Origin of the sequence: Paraglaciecola mesophila, from assembly GCF_009906955.1 — a bacterium.
Taxonomy (GTDB): domain Bacteria; phylum Pseudomonadota; class Gammaproteobacteria; order Enterobacterales; family Alteromonadaceae; genus Paraglaciecola; species Paraglaciecola mesophila_A.
In genome coordinates this window covers 3,100,585-3,117,726 of record NZ_CP047656.1, presented here as the reverse complement: position 1 = coordinate 3,117,726, position 17,142 = coordinate 3,100,585, and the positions used below count along the sequence as shown (strand labels likewise).

Sequence of the window (17,142 nt, the reverse complement as noted above, 5' to 3'; positions counted from 1 at the left end):
GATGAAAAAAGTGAAATCAAGTATATGGCGTATATGTAATGCCCTTTAGTCAATTAAGCCTCAAAAAAGCACATCAATGTTTATTGTGTTTGCAGCATAGTAATACGCTTATTTGTGGCTATTGCGAGGACGACCTAGTGCTATTTTCGTGGGAAAAGTATGACTACAATTTACTGAACTGGCCTAAAGCGCAACGAGGCCTAAAACACCTTTCAGCCAATAAAGTACTAGCACTGGCTGATTATCAATGGCCTCTTTCACGATTACTGACGGGCTTAAAATTTTCTAATAAAATTGTTCATGCCAGCGCATTAGCCAAACTTTTTGTTTCCCATGTATTGAACGCCGACTCGACATTGCCGCAAGCTATTATTCCTGTTCCTCTGCACCCCGCTCGTTATCAAGAGCGCAAATACAACCAGAGCGTTGAACTGGGAAAGTGTATTTCAGCTTTGACAGGTATTCCCCTTGCCACAGATATCGTCACTCGGCAAAAAGCCACACAAAGCCAGACCTCACTCTCCAGTGTGCAACGAAAAGCCAACATGAAAAATGCCTTTGCCCTACATCGACCTTTTAACTACCAACATCTAGCAATATTGGATGATGTCATCACCACAGGCGCCACTGTTGAAGCCCTGTATCAATTGATGAAAAAACATCATCCCGATTTACAAATAGAAATATGGAGTATGTGCCTTACCCTTGAGCATTAATCAAACCTGACAGGAATATCGCGTTACTTAGCAAGCGCCTTGTGCCGCGCCAATAGCCACGAAAATTTGGATCATCAACAAAGGCGATGATCTTACCCTTTCCAACATTGTGAGCCACGATTGAAGCGCTATCGTCAATGAGCTCCTGCAATTCGTCTGCTGCATAACCAGACATAAGCGATGTAGACGTATAACGCCCTACCGTGACGAAGGGAGTTTTGGGAACCCGCATGACCACAGTGCTGTTTTTGAATGAAGGCAAATGTTCCCGCGGTAATCCGAAGGTAAGAGGGTGGCTGGTATCTAATCGAGTATCAAATATCGCTCCTGCGATACGCTGCTTTGCAGAGAGTTGATCTTTATCTGCATAGGCAAGGCCAGTCACTGAGAATGCCCGCTTGATTTCATCCTGACTGAGAAACGAGGCCTTAAGCCAGTCTTTATCAGCAAACCATTTCGCGGCCGTGCGCTGTCCTATCATTACGCCACCAGCAGATAGCCATTTTTCTAGGGTTCTTACGGTCTTTTCAGGCACCTCACTATAATCCCCACTCACCCATACAATGTGTGTATAACGCCCCAGATCAAGCTGTGATAATCGAGGTAAATCAGTGATGGTTACCGGCATACCGACTACAGTGTCTAAATAATGCCATGCTTCGCCTGCCTCATATTGCGACGTACCTTGCCCTCCTACTAGTAACACTTGAGGGGCTTTAACCAGATGCATTTCGCGACTGCCGATATCAATACCTTGAGCGGTTAAACCAGACAGAATAAGCCACACTTTAATGTTTGTTTGTGCCGCACCCTTGTTAAGTAATGACAATAAGTTATCCGGCTGCGCTAACGCCATGGGTATCAATACTGAGCCAGCACTAAAACTGATGTTTCCCTGATCTGTTGTAGCAGCAAAGTCTGAGCCGGCAATTTTAACCTGCACGCCTGCACTCAAAAGCTGATTAAGCAAGGCCGGGGCCTTGGAGTCCGCCCACGAAAAACCATATGCATAGGCATTTTCGCCTTCAAGTTTAGTGTGTTTTTGCAATTGGCTGTTTTGCTCATTAGCGACAGGGACTTTACGCCATAACTTTCGCTCTACGGGTGAGTATTGAATATTGAACGCCAGTGGCAGGTTCCAACTAGATACATCGTAAAAGCTATTGTCGTCGAAACTTTTTCGCTCAGAAAAAAGAGACTTAATTAATCGATACTGAGGCTGATTTAATGATACAAAAATACTATTTAGTGGCTGATAGGTCAGCTCGTCAATGCTCACTTCTTTTTCAAGGTAGTTAAATTGGATCTGGTGTTGGCGCAATATCGATTTGAGCTCAGAAAACCGCGTGGCATCTTTAGATTCACTTAGCAAATAACCAACGATTTTGTCGTCTTTTCTTAACTCATTGGTTTGCTCGGTAAACTCGGCTGGGTAGGCAAGCAATGCTGCTTTATTTGCTAGGGCGCCTTTGAAGGTGGAAAGTGATGTGCTGACCTGATTTTGAATGGTCTCAGTAAAACTGAGTACCCCATGAATAGATTCTTGCTTATGTCCGCGACTGCTAGCCTGTTCAAATAAAATGCCGATGCTGCCCTGCGCATCTGGGTAGGTAGAGCCCTTACCATAGTAAAAATCATCATAGGCTTCTTGGGTAAAATACAGCTGCTTTGATTCATCAAGCGCAGCGGCATGAAACTTGGCTAATTCGGCAGTCAACTCGATATTGCGATTGGGCGTCCAAGGGTTATTGCGTGAGGCGATTCCCGGCTGGAAGAAATAACTACTGTTGGTGCCCATCTCATGAAAATCGGTAAGTACGTGTGGACGCCAACGATGGAACTCAGCAATACGAGCTTGAGACTCTGGGTGCGTCAACAATAGCCAATCACGATTTAAGTCGAACATATAATGGTTGGTTCGCCCGGTTGGCCATGGTTGTTGATGCTCTCTGTGGTTTGGATCGGCGACTAACTGTTGACCACGATTGCCATTGGCCCATTGAGCAAATCGTGATAACCCATCTGGGTTAATACTAGGCTCCATCAATACAATATTGTTCTCAAGTAATTGCTCAACCACCTCTCCTTGCGCTGCCGCCAAGTAATAAGCCACGAGCAATGCGGCGTTAGCCCCAGAAGACTCGTCACCATGTACGCTGTAGCCCATCCATAGAATCAACGGGTCGTCGGATTGACTCTTTTGCCCAAACGACGAGAGATGTGTCTGACGAATGCGCTCTATATTTTGCTGATTTTTCGCTGTGGTAAACGTGAGTAATAACAAAGGGCGGTTTTCATGGGTTCTGCCTGTTTCACGCAATGACACCCTGTCAGACTTATCTGCTAAAACACGCATGTATTCCACTAATTGATCATGACGAACGTGCCATTCACCTACGGGGGCGCCTAGTACTTGTGATGGGCTAGGAATGTCTGCATTGTACTGCGTATTGGCAGGTAAATAATCACTGTCTGTGAGCGCTTGCACGGAAAAAGACCATAAAACGATACCCACAGCTCCCCAAAACCAACCGCACTTCATACACCTACACCTTTTATTACATCAATATAAAGATAAAAGGTTCGCATGTTTTAGCTAAAATTGACATAAGTAAACCTTATTACTTGAGTGTTTTAGTCAAGTAATTTTGATATAATCCGAATATGTTTCTACAACAGGACCTTTTTTATGATTTCAATTTCAGATACAGCCCAAGCACATTTTTGTAAATTGCTTGAAAAACAAGAGCCTGACACGAATATTCGAGTTTTTGTTGTTAACCCTGGTACACCTAGCGCAGAATGTGGGGTTTCTTATTGCCCGCCAGATGCAGTGGAGCCAACCGACACCACTTTAGAGTTCAATGGCTTTGACGCTGTTGTTGATGCAGAAAGTGCACCTTTTTTAAGCGAAGCAGAAATCGACTTTGTGACTGACCAAATGGGCTCTCAATTAACCTTGAAAGCGCCAAACGCCAAAGCACGTAAAGTGGATGATGATGCGCCACTAGAAGAGCGTATCAATTATATGATCGAGTCAGAAATCAATCCGCAGCTTGCCAGCCATGGCGGCAAGGTTATGTTGATGGAGATTACCGACAAGGGCGAGGCGATATTGCAATTTGGAGGTGGTTGTAATGGTTGCTCTATGGTTGATGTGACCCTTAAAGACGGTATTGAAAAGCAAATGCTCGCCCAATTTTCTGGTGAGTTAACCGCAGTAAAAGATGCTACCGAGCATGAAGCCGGTGAGCACTCTTACTACTAATTAGACAGTCGTATGCTTAGAAAGCAGCTGAGAAAATTAGCTGCTGATCCACATAAAAGCTGGGGTCGTTTTAAATACGGTCTCGGCTTTTTTGTTATCGGCGCAGCGCTTATTTTTACTGGAAGTACCTACTGGGTGTGGTTACAAATCCCTGGTTTGATAGCACTCTGCATTGGATGTGCATTGGCACTTTTCGGGTATTTGGGCATTTTGGCTTACCGCATGCAAAGTGCGTTTACCCTATCAAGCGCCCGCCGCGATAGAGATAGGCAAAGTAACCGCCAAGACTAAGGCCTCGCCCTAGCATGAGTAATAACAAGGCAACCCATAATGCGTAGTTCTCGAACGGTTGCAATAACCACCAGCTTGGAAAAAAGAAACATAAAGCACTCAGCAACATACTGTTTTGCATCGCTTTAGCACGCGTTAGCCCGACAAACACCCCATCGAGTAAAAAGCACCAATGGCTCACGAGCGGCAATAACCAGATGATGATTAAATATTGTGCACTGAAAGCTCTTAGCTCAGGTAAGTCAGTTAATATGGCGATGATCTGCTGACCAAATAAAGCAAAACTCAAGCTATAGCCGACTGCCACAACAGAGGACCAAAATAGCCCACGCAACACCACACGGTTGATTTCGTTAGCGTCTTTTTTACCTTTAGCCTCTCCCGTTAATGCCTCAACAGCATAGGCTATGCCGTCTAAGCCTAATGCGATCAAAGCGAAAAACTGCATAATGATCGCATTGCTAGCAGCGGTTAAAGGCCCAAACCTAGCGCCCTGAAAAATCACAAACGCCAAACACAGCTGCAGGGCTAAATTGCGCACAAAGCTGTATCCGTTTAGGCTCATTAGTTGTGCCAATGCTGACCAGCGCCAAAGATCCCAACGAGGCATTTGCAGCCCCATGCCCCGCGCAGCAACCCACACACCTAGTAAAAAGATACTGTACTCGGCGGCAACACTAGCGAGCGCAACGCCTTTCACACCGGCGTCAAACACAAACACCAGCAATATACTTAGCCCTGCGTTTAATAAATTAGCAAACACTTGAATATATAAGACGTGTTTGGTTTTTTGTTGACCGATAAGCCAACCAATAATTGCCAAATTCACCAAGGCAGCGGGCGCGCCGAGAATACGCACACTGAAATATTGTTGAATCACACTGAGTAACTGAGCTTCTGGTTGGGCGAAATGAATACCTAAGGCGAGTAATGGCGTTTGCGCCGCCCAAATCGCAATGCCTATCACAAGGGCGACACTGCAGCTTTGCCAAAAGACACGACTTTTACTTTCGTTACTCTGTTCGCCTTTAGCTTGGGCACTTAAGCCTGTGCTCGACATACGAATAAAACCACACAACCAATAGGTTTGGGTCAATATCAGTGATGCTATCGCAGCGCCTGCTAAATAATGACTGCTGCCCATGTGGCCTAGTACGGCGGTATCCACCATACCAATCAGTGGCGTAGTGATATTACTTAGGATCATCGGCAGTGCTAATAGAATGAGCTGTCGATGTGAAGCAAAATGCCAAAAGCGTTGCTGTGCTAAAGCCTGAGATAAAGCCAAGGATATTCTCACTTTAATATAAAGAATAATGCGTGAAAGCGACCGCTCGCCCATATAGCCCTTTGCAATCAATGCTACAATAGCGCCATTAAATGCGTCACAAAGGGAAACGTTATGGATCGTATCATTTTTTATGTATTGATTTGTCTTGGTTTGTGTATTTCCAGCAGCAAGACTCTAGCCGGTGACAACGCAGTTATTTTGCTTTATCACCACGTAAGCGAAAGTACGCCTGCCTCTACCAGTGTTTCACCGGATACATTCAAAGCACACATGGCATATTTGGCCGACAACTACACTGTATTACCGCTAAAGGACATAGTTACTGCACTTAAAAACAAACAGTCACTGCCCGACAAGGCCATCGCGGTGACTTTCGATGATGGTTTCAACAATATTTATCAAAACGGTCACCCAATTTTAACCAAATACAATCTGCCCTACACCGTTTTCATCAACCCAGATTTAGTTGATAAAGTGAATTATCATTTAAGCTGGGATGACATGCGAGTCATGGAAAAACAAGGTGCTAGTTTCGCCAACCATAACTTGCGCCATGAACACTTACTTAGCCGTCTACCCAATGAAAGTGATGAGGCGTGGTTAACTCGGCGAATTAGCGATATTCAGGCTGCTGAACAGTTACTTAAAGACAATTTGGGTGTAAAAGATAAGTTCTTTGCTTATCCATATGGAGAGTATTCACCAGAACTGCAGGCTCGTCTTACCAAACTAGGCTATGTAGGTTTTGCCCAATACTCAGGTGCGATAGCCAGTTTTAGCGACTTCTCGGCTCTTCCACGATTTCCGGCGGCGGGTATTTACGCGAATTTAGACCGTTTAAAAGTGAAAATGGCCAGTCTTGCCATGCCAGTGCAAAACCCCTTCCCTGACACGCCTTTGGTCAAAGGTGCCCCTTTTACGTTTGAGTTTAGTGTGCATAGCGACGATATCAATAATAATCAGATAGCCTGCTATTTTCAGGGGGATAGACAAAAAATAACCATTAACGATGAATTGATCACAGTGGACTTCAAACAAAAACTGCCTGTTGGTCGCTCAAGGGTAAATTGTACTGCCCCAAGCAAACGCGAGCCATCACGTTATTATTGGTATTCTAAACCTTGGTTTATCCCAACAGAAAGCGGTGACTGGCCAGATTAGAGCTTTTTTCGCATATGTATGTAAGTGCCTAAATTCATCGAGCTGTTATCTAAAGTGGTGCGCTGTGCGGTAAAGCCAAACTTTTGATAACAACTGATGGCGCTTACATTATCTTGTTTGACGTCTAGGGTTAGATACTGTTTACCTAAATCTAACGCCGTTGCCGCTAAATGACTTAAAAGCTCGCTGCATAAACCTTGGCGCTGAAATGGCTCGGCCACCCCAATATGCCCAATACATGCTTCATCGGCAATTGGCCGCGCGAACACGTGCTGCAACGACTGGCATCTTTGTATCACGTCTAAAACGTCAGGACCTTGATAGTATTGAGTCATACTTTGTAGTGTTGCTTGCACGTACTCCTCGCCCATTTCACGCTGCCAAACACAACCAATAGCTGCCAAGTTCCCTTTCACTTCGATAACCCAGTGGTTACCAAAGCCAAACTGACCCTGTTGCTGTAAAAATGCTTGTTGTAGAAAGCTTTGTGCGCTGTATTGTTGTTGCGCTGTTTGCTGGCTAAATAAACGTGGCAACGCCTCAGGCGCTGACGAAAGGATCAGCGCTATGGCGTCTTTCACATCCTCAGCCCTTGCTTGTCGTAAGCGATACACGCTTATTCAGCACCCGCCAGTATCTTCATGTCGTGTAAAATACGCTTACTCTCACTGACTGCCACTTTGCCTGCGGCAAATTCTGGCTTAAAGCGGCCAACCACATGACCTTGAGGATTAACCAGTACTACGGATGAACTGTGATCGACTAGGTAATTTTCAGCGTCTGTGTTTTGCGAAGTGGAATACATCATGCCCATTGCCCGTACGAACGGAAACAAATCTGCATGCTCACCGGTTGCCGCAATAAAGTCCGACTCGAAAAAGTTAATGTACTCGGCTAACCGTTCAGTAGTATCTCGTGCAGGGTCAACTGAAATAAATGCCACCTTGACCGGATACTGCCCATCAATAGCCTGTAATTCAGGATAAATACTGCTCAGATCTGATAAGGTCGTCGGGCAAATATCGGGACAAAACGTATAACCTACAAAAACGAGCGTCCATTGACTCTGTAGACTTTCATTGGTGAGTGGCTGGCCTTTGCTATCCGTCAAAGAAAACGCTGGCAGCGCTCTAGCTTGAGGATATAGGCTGATATATTGCGTTTCATCACTTTTAGGCGGTGCAATATTCACCGCGATAACAATACCAACAATCAATGCGGCTAAAGCGACTAACGCTAAACTTAATCTACTCAAAACGTAAATCTCATATAATGATCAGCCAGTAATACTACAAACAACACCATCAAATGAATAATGGAAAACTTAAAGGTTTTCATAGCTGTATGCTCGTCACTGGCGAATTTTAGTTTCCAAGCATAATACAAGAAGCCTGCATTTAATGCGCTAGAGCCAAACAAATAAATTACACCTGTCATGCCAATCAAATAAGGTAAAACACAAATCAAGGTCAACAATACTGTGTATAGCAAAATCGAGGTTTTGGTAAACTCTATTCCGTGAGTACAAGGCAACATAGGAATTTGCGCCCGTGCATAGTCTTTCTCTCTGTGAATGGCCAGCGCCCAAAAGTGCGGAGGTGTCCAAATAAAGATAATAAGCACCAACAACAACGCATGGGCGTGGATATCATTCGTGACCGCTGTCCAGCCTAATAAGGGAGGAGCAGCGCCCGCTAAACCACCAATGACAATGTTTTGCGGTGTAGCGCGCTTTAGATACATTGTATAAACAAAAGCGTAACCCACTAGGCTGGCCAAGGTTAATAGTGCAGTCAAACGATTGACCCACAACTCTAAAATAACGTAACCGACAACTGTGAGTACACCTGCAAAGGCAAGGGCACGCTGAGGAGAAACTTTACCTTTAGGCAAAGGACGATTAGAGGTACGCGCCATCTGAGCGTCTATATTACGGTCTACCACGTGGTTGATAACCGCCGCTGCAGACGACAAAAAACCAATACCAGTCAACCCTGCAAGAAGTATTTTCCAACTTATCCAGGTTTCACTTGCTAAACACATTCCGACCAAAGCAGTTAACAACAACAACATGACCACTTTTGGTTTGGTCATTTCGTAATAGTCGCGCCAATGCAAAGTCGATTTAGATTTAGCCATAATGTTATGAGATGCAGTACCAACTGATTTACTCATTGGTCTCTCCTATGTTTTTCGGTAAAGGGTGTAGCTAAGTAACACCAAAATTTGTAACAGCGTGGCAGCAACCGCATTGTGCATTACCGCTACAGAAACTGGCAGGCTGAAGACAACATTACTCACACCTAAAATGACTTGAGCACCAAGAACGATAATCATGATGCTGGCGATGTTCCTAAGTAATCTTGAGCTTGCAACGGCATAGATACGTGTTGCCAGCCAGCACAAGTAAACAAAGGTAATCAGCGCCCCCGCTCGGTGCACTATATGCATAGTCATACGCTGGGCATAATTGTGAACACCATACTCGTAGCTCTCTGCATCAGGCAAACTGAACGCGCCGATAAAGTCTAAACGTTGGTACCAGTTGCTTTCACAAATGGGCATTTCGGTACAAGCAAGCGCCGCGTAATTGGCTGAAGTCCAGCCACCTAAGGCGATTTGCCCAATGAGAATGGCGATACCAAGGAGGGCAAATTTACCAAGACGTCGCATTTGCTGATCACCTCCTGGTATGCGATAGGGCAATAAACGTAAGTAAAGTAAAAATAAGCACGACAAAACGGCGAAACCACCTAATAAATGGCCCATTACCACGATAGGTAATAAGTTTAAGGTCACAGTCCACATGCCCAACATACCTTGAAATATAACTAAGCACAGTAAAAAGAAGGGTAATTTAATCGGTCGATGATACGCGCGCTTTATTAGGCTCATTACAAAAATAATGAGTATGAGCAATCCCAGTGCACTAGCGAAGTAGCGGTGGATCATTTCATTCCATGCTTTCTGAGGCTCTAATGGACGCTCAGGAAACGCTAATTCAGCGGCATTAATGTGTTCTAACCCAGCGGGTACCTTATAATGCCCGTAGCAGCCAGGCCAATCTGGACATCCTAGTCCCGCATCCGTCAATCGTGTATATGCACCTAGCACAATCACGATAATGGCAAGAATAATGCCTGCCAGCGCCATTTTCCTCATGAACGTTCCTCTAGCCTATGCGCGATAATTTCAGCAGTTTGCGCAAATCGGATAATATGTCACGACTATGCAAAATAGCTTGCTGCTGCTCAACTTGAAGTGGGTAACGTAAGATCACATTATTCAAGGTATCTGCTATGAAAATAGCATTTACTGACTCACCTTGAAATACATTATTAACATTTTCCGCGTTAGTTTTTAACAACTTAACAGTATTTTTCTCATTCAAACGCTGGATAATAGTGGCATCACTTTCAGGTGTACTGATCACCGTCGCACGCACTCTGTCATGTTCTTTGCCCAACGCGGTCCACACTTGCTCTACGCTATACAAGGCGTTCTCACACTCAACGGTGCACTGCGACGGTAAAACATACAGCAACTGCCATTTGGGTTCTGCCGCCTGGTCTTGAATCGCTGTCATGTCTAACGTTGGTGAAAGCAGTTCACCTTTATTGGTCGCAGCTTTGTTAAACCAATTATTGTCCAACGCAAGTTTGGCCAAAACGACCGGCAAAATAAATACAAGAGCGAGCGTGATAATCAGGCGTTTGTTATTCGTCTTGTTCATGGGATCCCTTCTTAAGTCCGGAGCGCAAACGTGCGCGAAGTGCGAAAAAATATACAAAAAATGCTGCGATACCTAAGCCTAGCCACTGTACTGCATAGGCGTAATGCTTCTCTGGGGGCATTACCACTGGTTGCCAGTTGCGAATGAATTGCGCATTGTTTTGCGTGAGTGTAATCACAAACGGCAATACCTCAGCCTGTAACACCTGCTCAATAAACTGAATATCTATTTGCTGTATGACCTTGGGCCATAACCCATCTTGAGTAGCAGTTTCTTTTACCATGGGGTTATCACTGGGCAATACGACTCGTCCTTGCGCATCATTCAACCTATCTGGCAGTGACACTTCGGGTAGATCGTCACGCATTTGTTTACCTGCTACCCAGCCAAAGTTAACCAGTACATTATGATCATTACTTTTTGCGACTGCATATACGTCAAACCCAGGGCGCCCCTGCTTAATGCGGTTATCCAATAAAAAGACTTGCTGTGACTCTATTGAACCAGAGAACGAAATCGGTAAATCTTGTATATCTTGAGTGCGCGCCAATACGGCATCAAAGGAATACGAAGTACTATTTGTCACTGAATCAATACTTTGCATACGCTGTGCTTTATCTAAGCCTCGCTGCAATTGCCAATTCGCAAGTGCAAACATGATGACAACGGCGCACAAAGTCACTAGTGTAGAAATTAAAGGTAATCGCTTAATGACCCTAAGCATGCTCATCAACAACAAAAAAAACAGTGAGAGGGAAAACCAAAGTGCTAATAAAGATAATCATCGGAATACTACTTATCGTTATGATTTATAACTTGTTTAAAGCTATGACTGTAATGCTTAAAGATGAACCGAAACAAGCAAATATGAGTAAATACATTGGCAGGCGAGTGTTGACGTCGGTGGCAATTGTGTTGGTCATCCTTATTGCTATGGCCACTGGACTTATTGAGCCAAATCCTCGCCCTTACTAAAAACCTCAAATCCTCTCCACTGCCTTACTGCTAAGGCGAGTGGAGAGATAAAGCAATTACAATATATACACAAAGAAAAACAACATTACCCAAACTACATCAACAAAGTGCCAATACCAACTGCCCGCTTGAAAAGCGAAGTGATCATCAGGGGTAAAATGCCCTTTAAATATCCTCAATAGCATAATAAATAGGATAATAGCGCCCAATGTTACATGTAAACCGTGGAACCCTGTAAGTAAGAAGAAGGTGTTACCGTAAATGCCTGATTGCAGTGTTAAGCCCATTTCTTGATAAGCGTGTATGTATTCTTCAACTTGCAGAGTCATGAATATTGCTCCAAGCAATACGGTGATCCCAAGCATCAGCTTTAAACGACCGCGCTTGTTCTCTTCAAGCGCCACATGAGCAAAGTGGCAGGTAACCGAGGAAATCAATAGAATTACGGTGTTGATAAGAGGCAAACCATACCAACCCATAGCTTCGGTCTGCACCCCGCCTGGGGTTTCAACGAGTGGCCATATCGCTTCAAAGGCGGGCCATAACACTTCGTTTGTTGCCGCATTATTGCTTGAGCCACCTAACCAAGGGATTGCAATCATACGCGCATAAAAAAGCGCACCAAAAAATGCACCGAAAAACATGACTTCAGAAAAAATAAACCATGCCATACCTTGACGATATGAACGTCCTAATTGGGCGCTATATAAACCACTCATGGACTCATGAATTTGATTTCTAAACCAACCAAACAACATAAAAATTAGGGCAGCAAATCCAGCGATTAAAATATGCCCACCGTAACCTGAGATCCCTTTGGTTTGTTCGATTACAAAGTTTCCTGCTCCAACGGCAATTAAAAATAATGCAACTGCCCCAACAATAGGCCAAGGACTACTATCAGGTACGTAATACTTTTCATATTCTGGCTGAGCCATTATTCGTTCTCCTATTCACCACGATTCATTGCGAGATCACCTGCCGTCGCGGTGACGTCGTATAAGGTGTATTGCAATGCGAAATAGCTAATGTCGTCAGGCAATTGTGGGTCAACGTAAAACCGCATCGGCATGATCGCCGTCTCACCTGCCTGCAAAACCTGCTGCTCAAAACAAAAACACTCTGTTTTGTTTAGAAATAACGCTGCTGTGCCAGGTGAAACTGAAGGCACAGCTTGACCAACAACAGAGTGTGTCGTCGGGTTATTAACCGTAAAATTGATTTCATTCATCTGCCCCGGATGAACTTTGACTTGACGTTTTTCCGCTTCAAACGTCCACGCCATTCCTGTATTTGTGCGGGTGATGAAATCAATCGTTATAGTGCGAGACTCATCTACCTCCATCACTTCATATACAGCCGCAGAATTCGCTGTCTTACCGTTAAGCCCAGTAAGGTCGCAAAAAACATCATACAAAGGCACTAACGCGAAACCGAAACCAAACATCCCCAGCACCACAGCCAAAAGCTTTACCACCATTTTGCCGTGATTGGTCTGCGTTTTCTGCTTGCTGGCACCAGTCGTGTCTAGCTGTTGCTCTGACTTATCGTTATTCATAAGGAATGCCAAAACATTCCGGAGTAAGATTGCTCGAGTCCTTGCTGAGCCATACCTGCAATATACATTTCGTTGTGTAACGCAAATCGGTCAGCCTCACTGTACGGAATATAGCCATCGCTTTGTAAGCTGTTACAAAAACCAAATGCTAAAATGCCAAGAGTGAGAGCCAATGAACGCTTTATTACGCACGTTTTTGAGTGTTTGGCTTTTCCTAGCAACATAATGTGCTCCTATACCGCCTACTTAATAACAGGCGGTGTTTCGAACGTATGATAAGGCGCAGGTGATGGGATTTCCCACTCTAGTCCTTCTGCTCCTTCCCACACTTGGTCACTCACGGGCTCACCTTTTTTACTGCAAGCCTTAATAAGAAGCGCCAAGAAAATCAGCTGGGACAAACCGAACGCGAACCCGCCGAGGCTTATCCATTTGTTAAAGTCTGCGAACTGCAGTGCATAATCAGGAATGCGTCGTGGCATACCGGCTAAGCCCACAAAGTGCATAGGGAAGAACAACACGTTTACCGAAACCAAAGAGCACCAGAAATGCCATTTGGCCAACGTAATATCAAACATTTTCCCCGTCCACTTAGGTAACCAGTAATACACAGCTGCCATAATTGAGAAGATAGCACCCGTTACTAACACGTAGTGAAAGTGGGCTACCACGAAATAGGTGTCGTGATATTGAAAGTCCACAGGGGTAATAGCCAGCATCAAGCCTGACAATCCACCAATGGTGAACAGCACGATGAAAGCCAGCGCAAACAGCATAGGCACCTCGAAACTAAGAGAACCTCGCCACATCGTAGCTACCCAGTTAAAGACTTTCACCCCTGTAGGTACCGATATCAGCATAGTCGCCAACATAAAGAACATCTCGGCAAACACCGGCATACCCGTGGTAAACATATGGTGAGCCCAAACTATAAACGATAGCAAAGCGATTGAGGCAGTTGCATACACCATTGAGGCATAGCCGAATAACCGTTTACGGGCGAAGGTCGGTACAATTTGGGAAATGATCCCAAAAGCCGGCAGTATCATGATGTATACCTCCGGATGGCCGAAAAACCAGAAGATATGCTGGAACATCACAGGATCACCGCCGCCAGCGGCATCAAAAAAGCTCGTACCAAAGAATTTATCAGTGAGCACCATAGTCACCGCACCGGCTAACACTGGCATCACCGCTATCAGCAGAAATGCCGTTATCAGCCATGTCCAAACAAAGAGCGGCATTTTCATCCAAGTCATGCCGGGCGCTCGCATGTTAAAAATCGTGACGATCACATTGATCGCCCCCATGATCGAAGAGATCCCCATGATATGTACTGAGAAAACAAATAGCGCAGTGCTATCGCCACTGTAAGTAGTGGATAGCGGAGCATAAAAAGTCCAACCAAATGCAGGGCCGCCACCTTCCATGAACAGCGATGACAATAGAATCAAGAAAGCAAAAGGTAAGATCCAAAAGCTCCAGTTATTCATGCGTGGTAACGCCATATCTGGCGCGCCGATCATCATGGGCACAAGCCAATTAGCAAGCCCAGTAAAAGCAGGCATGACAGCACCAAAAACCATTATGAGGCCGTGCACCGTGGTCATCTGATTGAAGAAATTAGGTTCAACTATTTGCAAGCCAGGCTGAAATAACTCGGCGCGGATAACCATGGCCATGGCACCGCCAGTTAAAAACATAATAAAAGCAAACCAAAGGTATAGAGTGCCTATATCTTTGTGGTTGGTGGTATATAACCAGCGCTTAATACCTGAAGGAGGCGCATGATGTTCGTGATGATCGTCGTCGTGATGAATCGTGTCAGTTACTGTGCTCATGATCGTCTCCCTATTGGCCGTTTAAAGCAGCGTTAATATCTTTTGCCTGTACTAAATCACCCGTATCATTCCCCCAAGCATTCCGCTCATAGGTGATAACCGCGGCAAGTTCAGACATGGTTAGCTGCTTAGCGAAGGCGGCCATAGCCGTACCTGATTTACCATTGAGCACGATATCAATATGCGCTGCCATATCATTTAACGCGATATCACTGCCTTTCAAAGCAGGAAATACCCCCGGCAACCCTTCCCCATTTGGCATGTGGCAAGCAGCACACGCTGAGTTATAAATCTTTTGGCCGTTACTCATTAGTTCGTCTTTACTCATATTCATAGCGAGTAAACGTTGCTCTTCGGCTTTTGCTTTCTCTTGAATCGCTTGGCGTTCACCAATCCACTTATCATATTCAGCAGGTTCTTTGGCAATCACGACTACAGGCATAAAACCATGATCTTTGCCGCATAATTCAGCACATTGCCCACGATATATGCCAGGCTCGTTAACTTGCGCCCAAGCATCATTAATAAAACCAGGATTGGCGTCTTGCTTAACGGCAAAATCAGGTACCCACCAAGAATGAATGACATCATCGGAGGTAATAAGGAAACGGACACGTTTGTCAGTGGGTATTACGAGCGGCTGGTCAACTTCTAGAAGATAATTCACTCCCTTGTCTAGTTTGCCGGATATTTCATCCGGTTGAGTGGCTAGACGAGAGTAAAATTCAACATCATTGTCCATGTATTTATAATGCCATTTCCATTGTGATCCGGTCACAAGCACTGTCACTTCAGGCTCACTGGCGTCTTCCATAGCGATCAGCGTTTTCGCCGCAGGAATAGCCATTACAATGAGAATAATAAAAGGAATGACAGTCCAAGCGATTTCCACTTTTACACTCTCGTGGAAGTTAGCGGGCTTTGCACCTCTGGACTTACGGTGAAACAGAATCGAATAAAACATTGCGCCGAACACACCGACCGCAATAACAACACAGATAATAAACATCAGCATATGCAAGTCATAGACCTCTGCACTGATGTCGGTGACACCTCTGCGCATATTTAGCTGATATTGATCTAAGTCGGATACAGACTCTGCGAAAGCGGTTCCGCTTTGAAACACTCCTAGCATTGCCATCACACTTAACGAAATCTTCTTCACTCGGCCCCCTGCTTGTCAAACGCTTGAAATAGTGGCGCTAGCCAACAAACTTTACGTCTTACTTTATTATTGTAAGGTTATGCACAAGACAAATTTTGTTACTAACTTGTTAACCATGTAACAAGCATTACTCAAAATAGGGGGGGGAGTCCAGTTATTTTGTTTATTTTATATTCAAACGTACAAAATTCAACCAATCAATCAGTGTGTTACGTTTACATTTAGCTAACAATTACTAAGTAGCGATGGGGGGAGAAATCTGCTTTTGAAAACAAAATAGAAGGGAGAACTGCGCTATAAAAAGACCTAGCTGCTGCCCATTACTCAGAGCGAAAAAGAGGGAGAAAAGCGCCTCCCTCAGGCAGGGGGATTACTTTTTAATTACATCCAGTCAGCATTTCGAATCACACCGACAGCAATGCCTTCAATATTAAATGGTTGCGTTGCTAAATCGACTTTTATAGGTTGAAACTCTTCATTTTCAGCATGCAATACCACCTGACGGCCTTTGCGCTCAAGTCGTTTAACGGTCACATCTTCATCTACACGAGCGACCACCACTTGACCATTATGCACATCCGTCGTTTTGTGTACGGCTAATAAATCACCGTCCAAAATACCGATATCTTTCATGCTCATGCCGCTTACGCGTAATAAAAAGTCAGCGCTTGGTTTAAACAAGCTTGGATCCACCTTATAGTGCATCTCAACATGCTCTTGCGCCAGAATAGGCTCTCCAGCAGCTACGCGCCCAATAAGCGGTAGACCTTGATCTTCCAGCTGATCTTCTAAAGGCTCAGTTAATCTAATCCCTCTAGACGTACCGGGTAATATCTCGATTGCCCCTTTTCGGGCCAATGCTTTAAGGTGTTCTTCTGCGGCATTGGCCGACTTAAAACCAAGATGCCTTGCAATCTCGGCCCGCGTTGGCGGCATGCCGGTATCCAGCATGGTGGTTTTAATCAGTTGCAGAACTTCTTCTTGTCTGGGAGTTAGTGGACGCATACACAGCCTGTTGTTTCATACAGTTTAACTGTGAGTATATACAGTCGTTATTAAATCTCAAATTTTTATTAGCGTAATATATGCCAAACGATAAACGAACCGCGAACATTTCATTATTTCGTCTGACGCGTATTTGAT

The 17,142-nt window shown here is 44.7% G+C and carries 18 protein-coding genes; 4 read left to right on the top strand and 14 right to left on the bottom strand.

Features of this window, described 5'->3' with window-relative positions; translation table 11 throughout:
• The first annotated feature begins 38 nt into the window (after positions 1 to 38).
• Positions 39 to 716 carry a ComF family protein gene (locus FX988_RS13470; protein WP_160180549.1) on the top strand — a complete coding sequence of 226 codons (678 nt, stop codon included), beginning with the start codon at positions 39 to 41 and terminating at the stop codon, positions 714 to 716.
• Here the strand turns inward: FX988_RS13470 and FX988_RS13465 are convergent.
• Positions 700 to 3,258, bottom strand: coding sequence for a M14 metallopeptidase family protein (locus FX988_RS13465; protein WP_160180547.1), 2,559 nt, complete (start codon positions 3,256 to 3,258; stop codon positions 700 to 702). The genes FX988_RS13470 and FX988_RS13465 overlap by 17 nt on opposite strands.
• Positions 3,259 to 3,405: 147 nt before the next feature.
• On the opposite strand from FX988_RS13465, the gene nfuA reads away from it, so the two are divergent.
• On the top strand, positions 3,406 to 3,984 hold the full coding sequence (gene nfuA / locus FX988_RS13460) for a Fe-S biogenesis protein NfuA (RefSeq protein ID WP_007990881.1): 579 nt from the start codon (positions 3,406 to 3,408) through the stop codon (positions 3,982 to 3,984).
• Positions 3,985 to 4,219: 235 nt separating this feature from the next.
• Here nfuA and FX988_RS13455 read toward each other — a convergent pair whose 3' ends face one another.
• Entirely contained in the window at positions 4,220 to 5,563 is a 1,344-nt protein-coding gene (locus tag FX988_RS13455; protein ID WP_160180545.1) for an MATE family efflux transporter, read from the bottom strand.
• A 114-nt stretch (positions 5,564 to 5,677) separates the two neighbouring features.
• Here FX988_RS13455 and FX988_RS13450 point away from each other — a divergent pair, with 114 nt between their 5' ends.
• Positions 5,678 to 6,727: a polysaccharide deacetylase family protein gene (locus FX988_RS13450; protein ID WP_160180543.1), complete on the top strand. Its 1,050-nt coding sequence runs from the start codon at positions 5,678 to 5,680 to the stop codon at positions 6,725 to 6,727.
• On the opposite strand, the gene FX988_RS13445 is transcribed toward FX988_RS13450, so the two are convergent.
• From FX988_RS13445 to FX988_RS13420, 6 genes are read right to left on the bottom strand one after another with little or no spacing between them, the layout of a single operon-like run.
• Positions 6,724 to 7,308: a GNAT family N-acetyltransferase gene (locus FX988_RS13445; RefSeq protein WP_254700610.1), complete on the bottom strand. Its 585-nt coding sequence runs from the start codon at positions 7,306 to 7,308 to the stop codon at positions 6,724 to 6,726. The genes FX988_RS13450 and FX988_RS13445 overlap by 4 nt on opposite strands.
• A gap of 35 nt (positions 7,309 to 7,343) precedes the next feature.
• Positions 7,344 to 7,982 carry an SCO family protein gene (locus FX988_RS13440; RefSeq protein ID WP_160180539.1) on the bottom strand — a complete coding sequence of 213 codons (639 nt, stop codon included), beginning with the start codon at positions 7,980 to 7,982 and terminating at the stop codon, positions 7,344 to 7,346.
• Positions 7,979 to 8,902, bottom strand: coding sequence for a heme o synthase (gene cyoE, locus FX988_RS13435; protein ID WP_160180537.1), 924 nt, complete (start codon positions 8,900 to 8,902; stop codon positions 7,979 to 7,981). Before cyoE ends, FX988_RS13440 begins: the two co-directional genes overlap by 4 nt.
• A gap of 9 nt (positions 8,903 to 8,911) precedes the next feature.
• The gene (locus FX988_RS13430) at positions 8,912 to 9,889 is read right to left on the bottom strand and encodes a COX15/CtaA family protein (protein ID WP_160180535.1); all 978 of its coding nucleotides are present in this window, start codon (positions 9,887 to 9,889) and stop codon (positions 8,912 to 8,914) included.
• A 10-nt stretch (positions 9,890 to 9,899) separates the two neighbouring features.
• The gene (locus tag FX988_RS13425) at positions 9,900 to 10,460 is read right to left on the bottom strand and encodes a hypothetical protein (RefSeq protein WP_160180533.1); all 561 of its coding nucleotides are present in this window, start codon (positions 10,458 to 10,460) and stop codon (positions 9,900 to 9,902) included.
• Positions 10,444 to 11,118 (bottom strand): SURF1 family protein, encoded by a 675-nt coding sequence (locus tag FX988_RS13420; protein ID WP_160180531.1) that lies wholly within the window; start codon positions 11,116 to 11,118, stop codon positions 10,444 to 10,446. The genes FX988_RS13425 and FX988_RS13420 overlap by 17 nt, the downstream gene beginning before the upstream one ends.
• Before the next feature lie 107 nt (positions 11,119 to 11,225).
• On the opposite strand from FX988_RS13420, the gene FX988_RS13415 reads away from it, so the two are divergent.
• Positions 11,226 to 11,435: a DUF2909 domain-containing protein gene (locus tag FX988_RS13415; protein WP_013755031.1), complete on the top strand. Its 210-nt coding sequence runs from the start codon at positions 11,226 to 11,228 to the stop codon at positions 11,433 to 11,435.
• Between the two features lie 56 nt (positions 11,436 to 11,491).
• Here the strand turns inward: FX988_RS13415 and FX988_RS13410 are convergent, their stop codons facing one another.
• From FX988_RS13410 to lexA, 6 genes are all read right to left on the bottom strand, one after another.
• The gene (locus FX988_RS13410; RefSeq protein ID WP_160180529.1) at positions 11,492 to 12,373 is read right to left on the bottom strand and encodes a cytochrome c oxidase subunit 3; all 882 of its coding nucleotides are present in this window, start codon (positions 12,371 to 12,373) and stop codon (positions 11,492 to 11,494) included.
• Between the two features lie 11 nt (positions 12,374 to 12,384).
• The gene (locus FX988_RS13405; protein WP_160180527.1) at positions 12,385 to 12,993 is read right to left on the bottom strand and encodes a cytochrome c oxidase assembly protein; all 609 of its coding nucleotides are present in this window, start codon (positions 12,991 to 12,993) and stop codon (positions 12,385 to 12,387) included.
• The gene (locus FX988_RS13400) at positions 12,990 to 13,217 is read right to left on the bottom strand and encodes a hypothetical protein (protein WP_160180525.1); all 228 of its coding nucleotides are present in this window, start codon (positions 13,215 to 13,217) and stop codon (positions 12,990 to 12,992) included. The genes FX988_RS13405 and FX988_RS13400 overlap by 4 nt, the downstream gene beginning before the upstream one ends.
• 18 nt (positions 13,218 to 13,235) lie before the next feature.
• The gene (gene ctaD / locus FX988_RS13395; RefSeq protein ID WP_160180523.1) at positions 13,236 to 14,834 is read right to left on the bottom strand and encodes a cytochrome c oxidase subunit I; all 1,599 of its coding nucleotides are present in this window, start codon (positions 14,832 to 14,834) and stop codon (positions 13,236 to 13,238) included.
• A gap of 10 nt (positions 14,835 to 14,844) precedes the next feature.
• Positions 14,845 to 15,975, bottom strand: a complete 1,131-nt coding sequence (gene coxB, locus FX988_RS13390; RefSeq protein ID WP_160182178.1) for a cytochrome c oxidase subunit II — start codon at positions 15,973 to 15,975, stop codon at positions 14,845 to 14,847.
• Positions 15,976 to 16,380: 405 nt separating this feature from the next.
• Positions 16,381 to 17,004 carry a transcriptional repressor LexA gene (gene lexA, locus FX988_RS13385; protein ID WP_160180521.1) on the bottom strand — a complete coding sequence of 208 codons (624 nt, stop codon included), beginning with the start codon at positions 17,002 to 17,004 and terminating at the stop codon, positions 16,381 to 16,383.
• Positions 17,005 to 17,142 lie beyond the last annotated feature (138 nt).

Coding starts and splice junctions, on each gene's coding strand:
- cyoE (WP_160180537.1), bottom strand. CDS start 8,902: ATGAGTAAATCAGTTGGTACTGCATCTCATAACATTATGGCTAAATCT.
- FX988_RS13430 (WP_160180535.1), bottom strand. CDS start 9,889: ATGAGGAAAATGGCGCTGGCAGGCATTATTCTTGCCATTATCGTGATT.
- FX988_RS13420 (WP_160180531.1), bottom strand. CDS start 11,118: ATGTTTGCACTTGCGAATTGGCAATTGCAGCGAGGCTTAGATAAAGCA.
- FX988_RS13400 (WP_160180525.1), bottom strand. CDS start 13,217: ATGTTGCTAGGAAAAGCCAAACACTCAAAAACGTGCGTAATAAAGCGT.
- FX988_RS13410 (WP_160180529.1), bottom strand. CDS start 12,373: ATGGCTCAGCCAGAATATGAAAAGTATTACGTACCTGATAGTAGTCCT.
- nfuA (WP_007990881.1), top strand. CDS start 3,406: ATGATTTCAATTTCAGATACAGCCCAAGCACATTTTTGTAAATTGCTT.
- FX988_RS13425 (WP_160180533.1), bottom strand. CDS start 10,460: ATGAACAAGACGAATAACAAACGCCTGATTATCACGCTCGCTCTTGTA.
- FX988_RS13470 (WP_160180549.1), top strand. CDS start 39: ATGCCCTTTAGTCAATTAAGCCTCAAAAAAGCACATCAATGTTTATTG.
- coxB (WP_160182178.1), bottom strand. CDS start 15,975: ATGGCAATGCTAGGAGTGTTTCAAAGCGGAACCGCTTTCGCAGAGTCT.
- FX988_RS13450 (WP_160180543.1), top strand. CDS start 5,678: ATGGATCGTATCATTTTTTATGTATTGATTTGTCTTGGTTTGTGTATT.
- lexA (WP_160180521.1), bottom strand. CDS start 17,004: ATGCGTCCACTAACTCCCAGACAAGAAGAAGTTCTGCAACTGATTAAA.
- FX988_RS13465 (WP_160180547.1), bottom strand. CDS start 3,258: ATGAAGTGCGGTTGGTTTTGGGGAGCTGTGGGTATCGTTTTATGGTCT.
- ctaD (WP_160180523.1), bottom strand. CDS start 14,834: ATGAGCACAGTAACTGACACGATTCATCACGACGACGATCATCACGAA.
- FX988_RS13405 (WP_160180527.1), bottom strand. CDS start 12,993: ATGAATAACGATAAGTCAGAGCAACAGCTAGACACGACTGGTGCCAGC.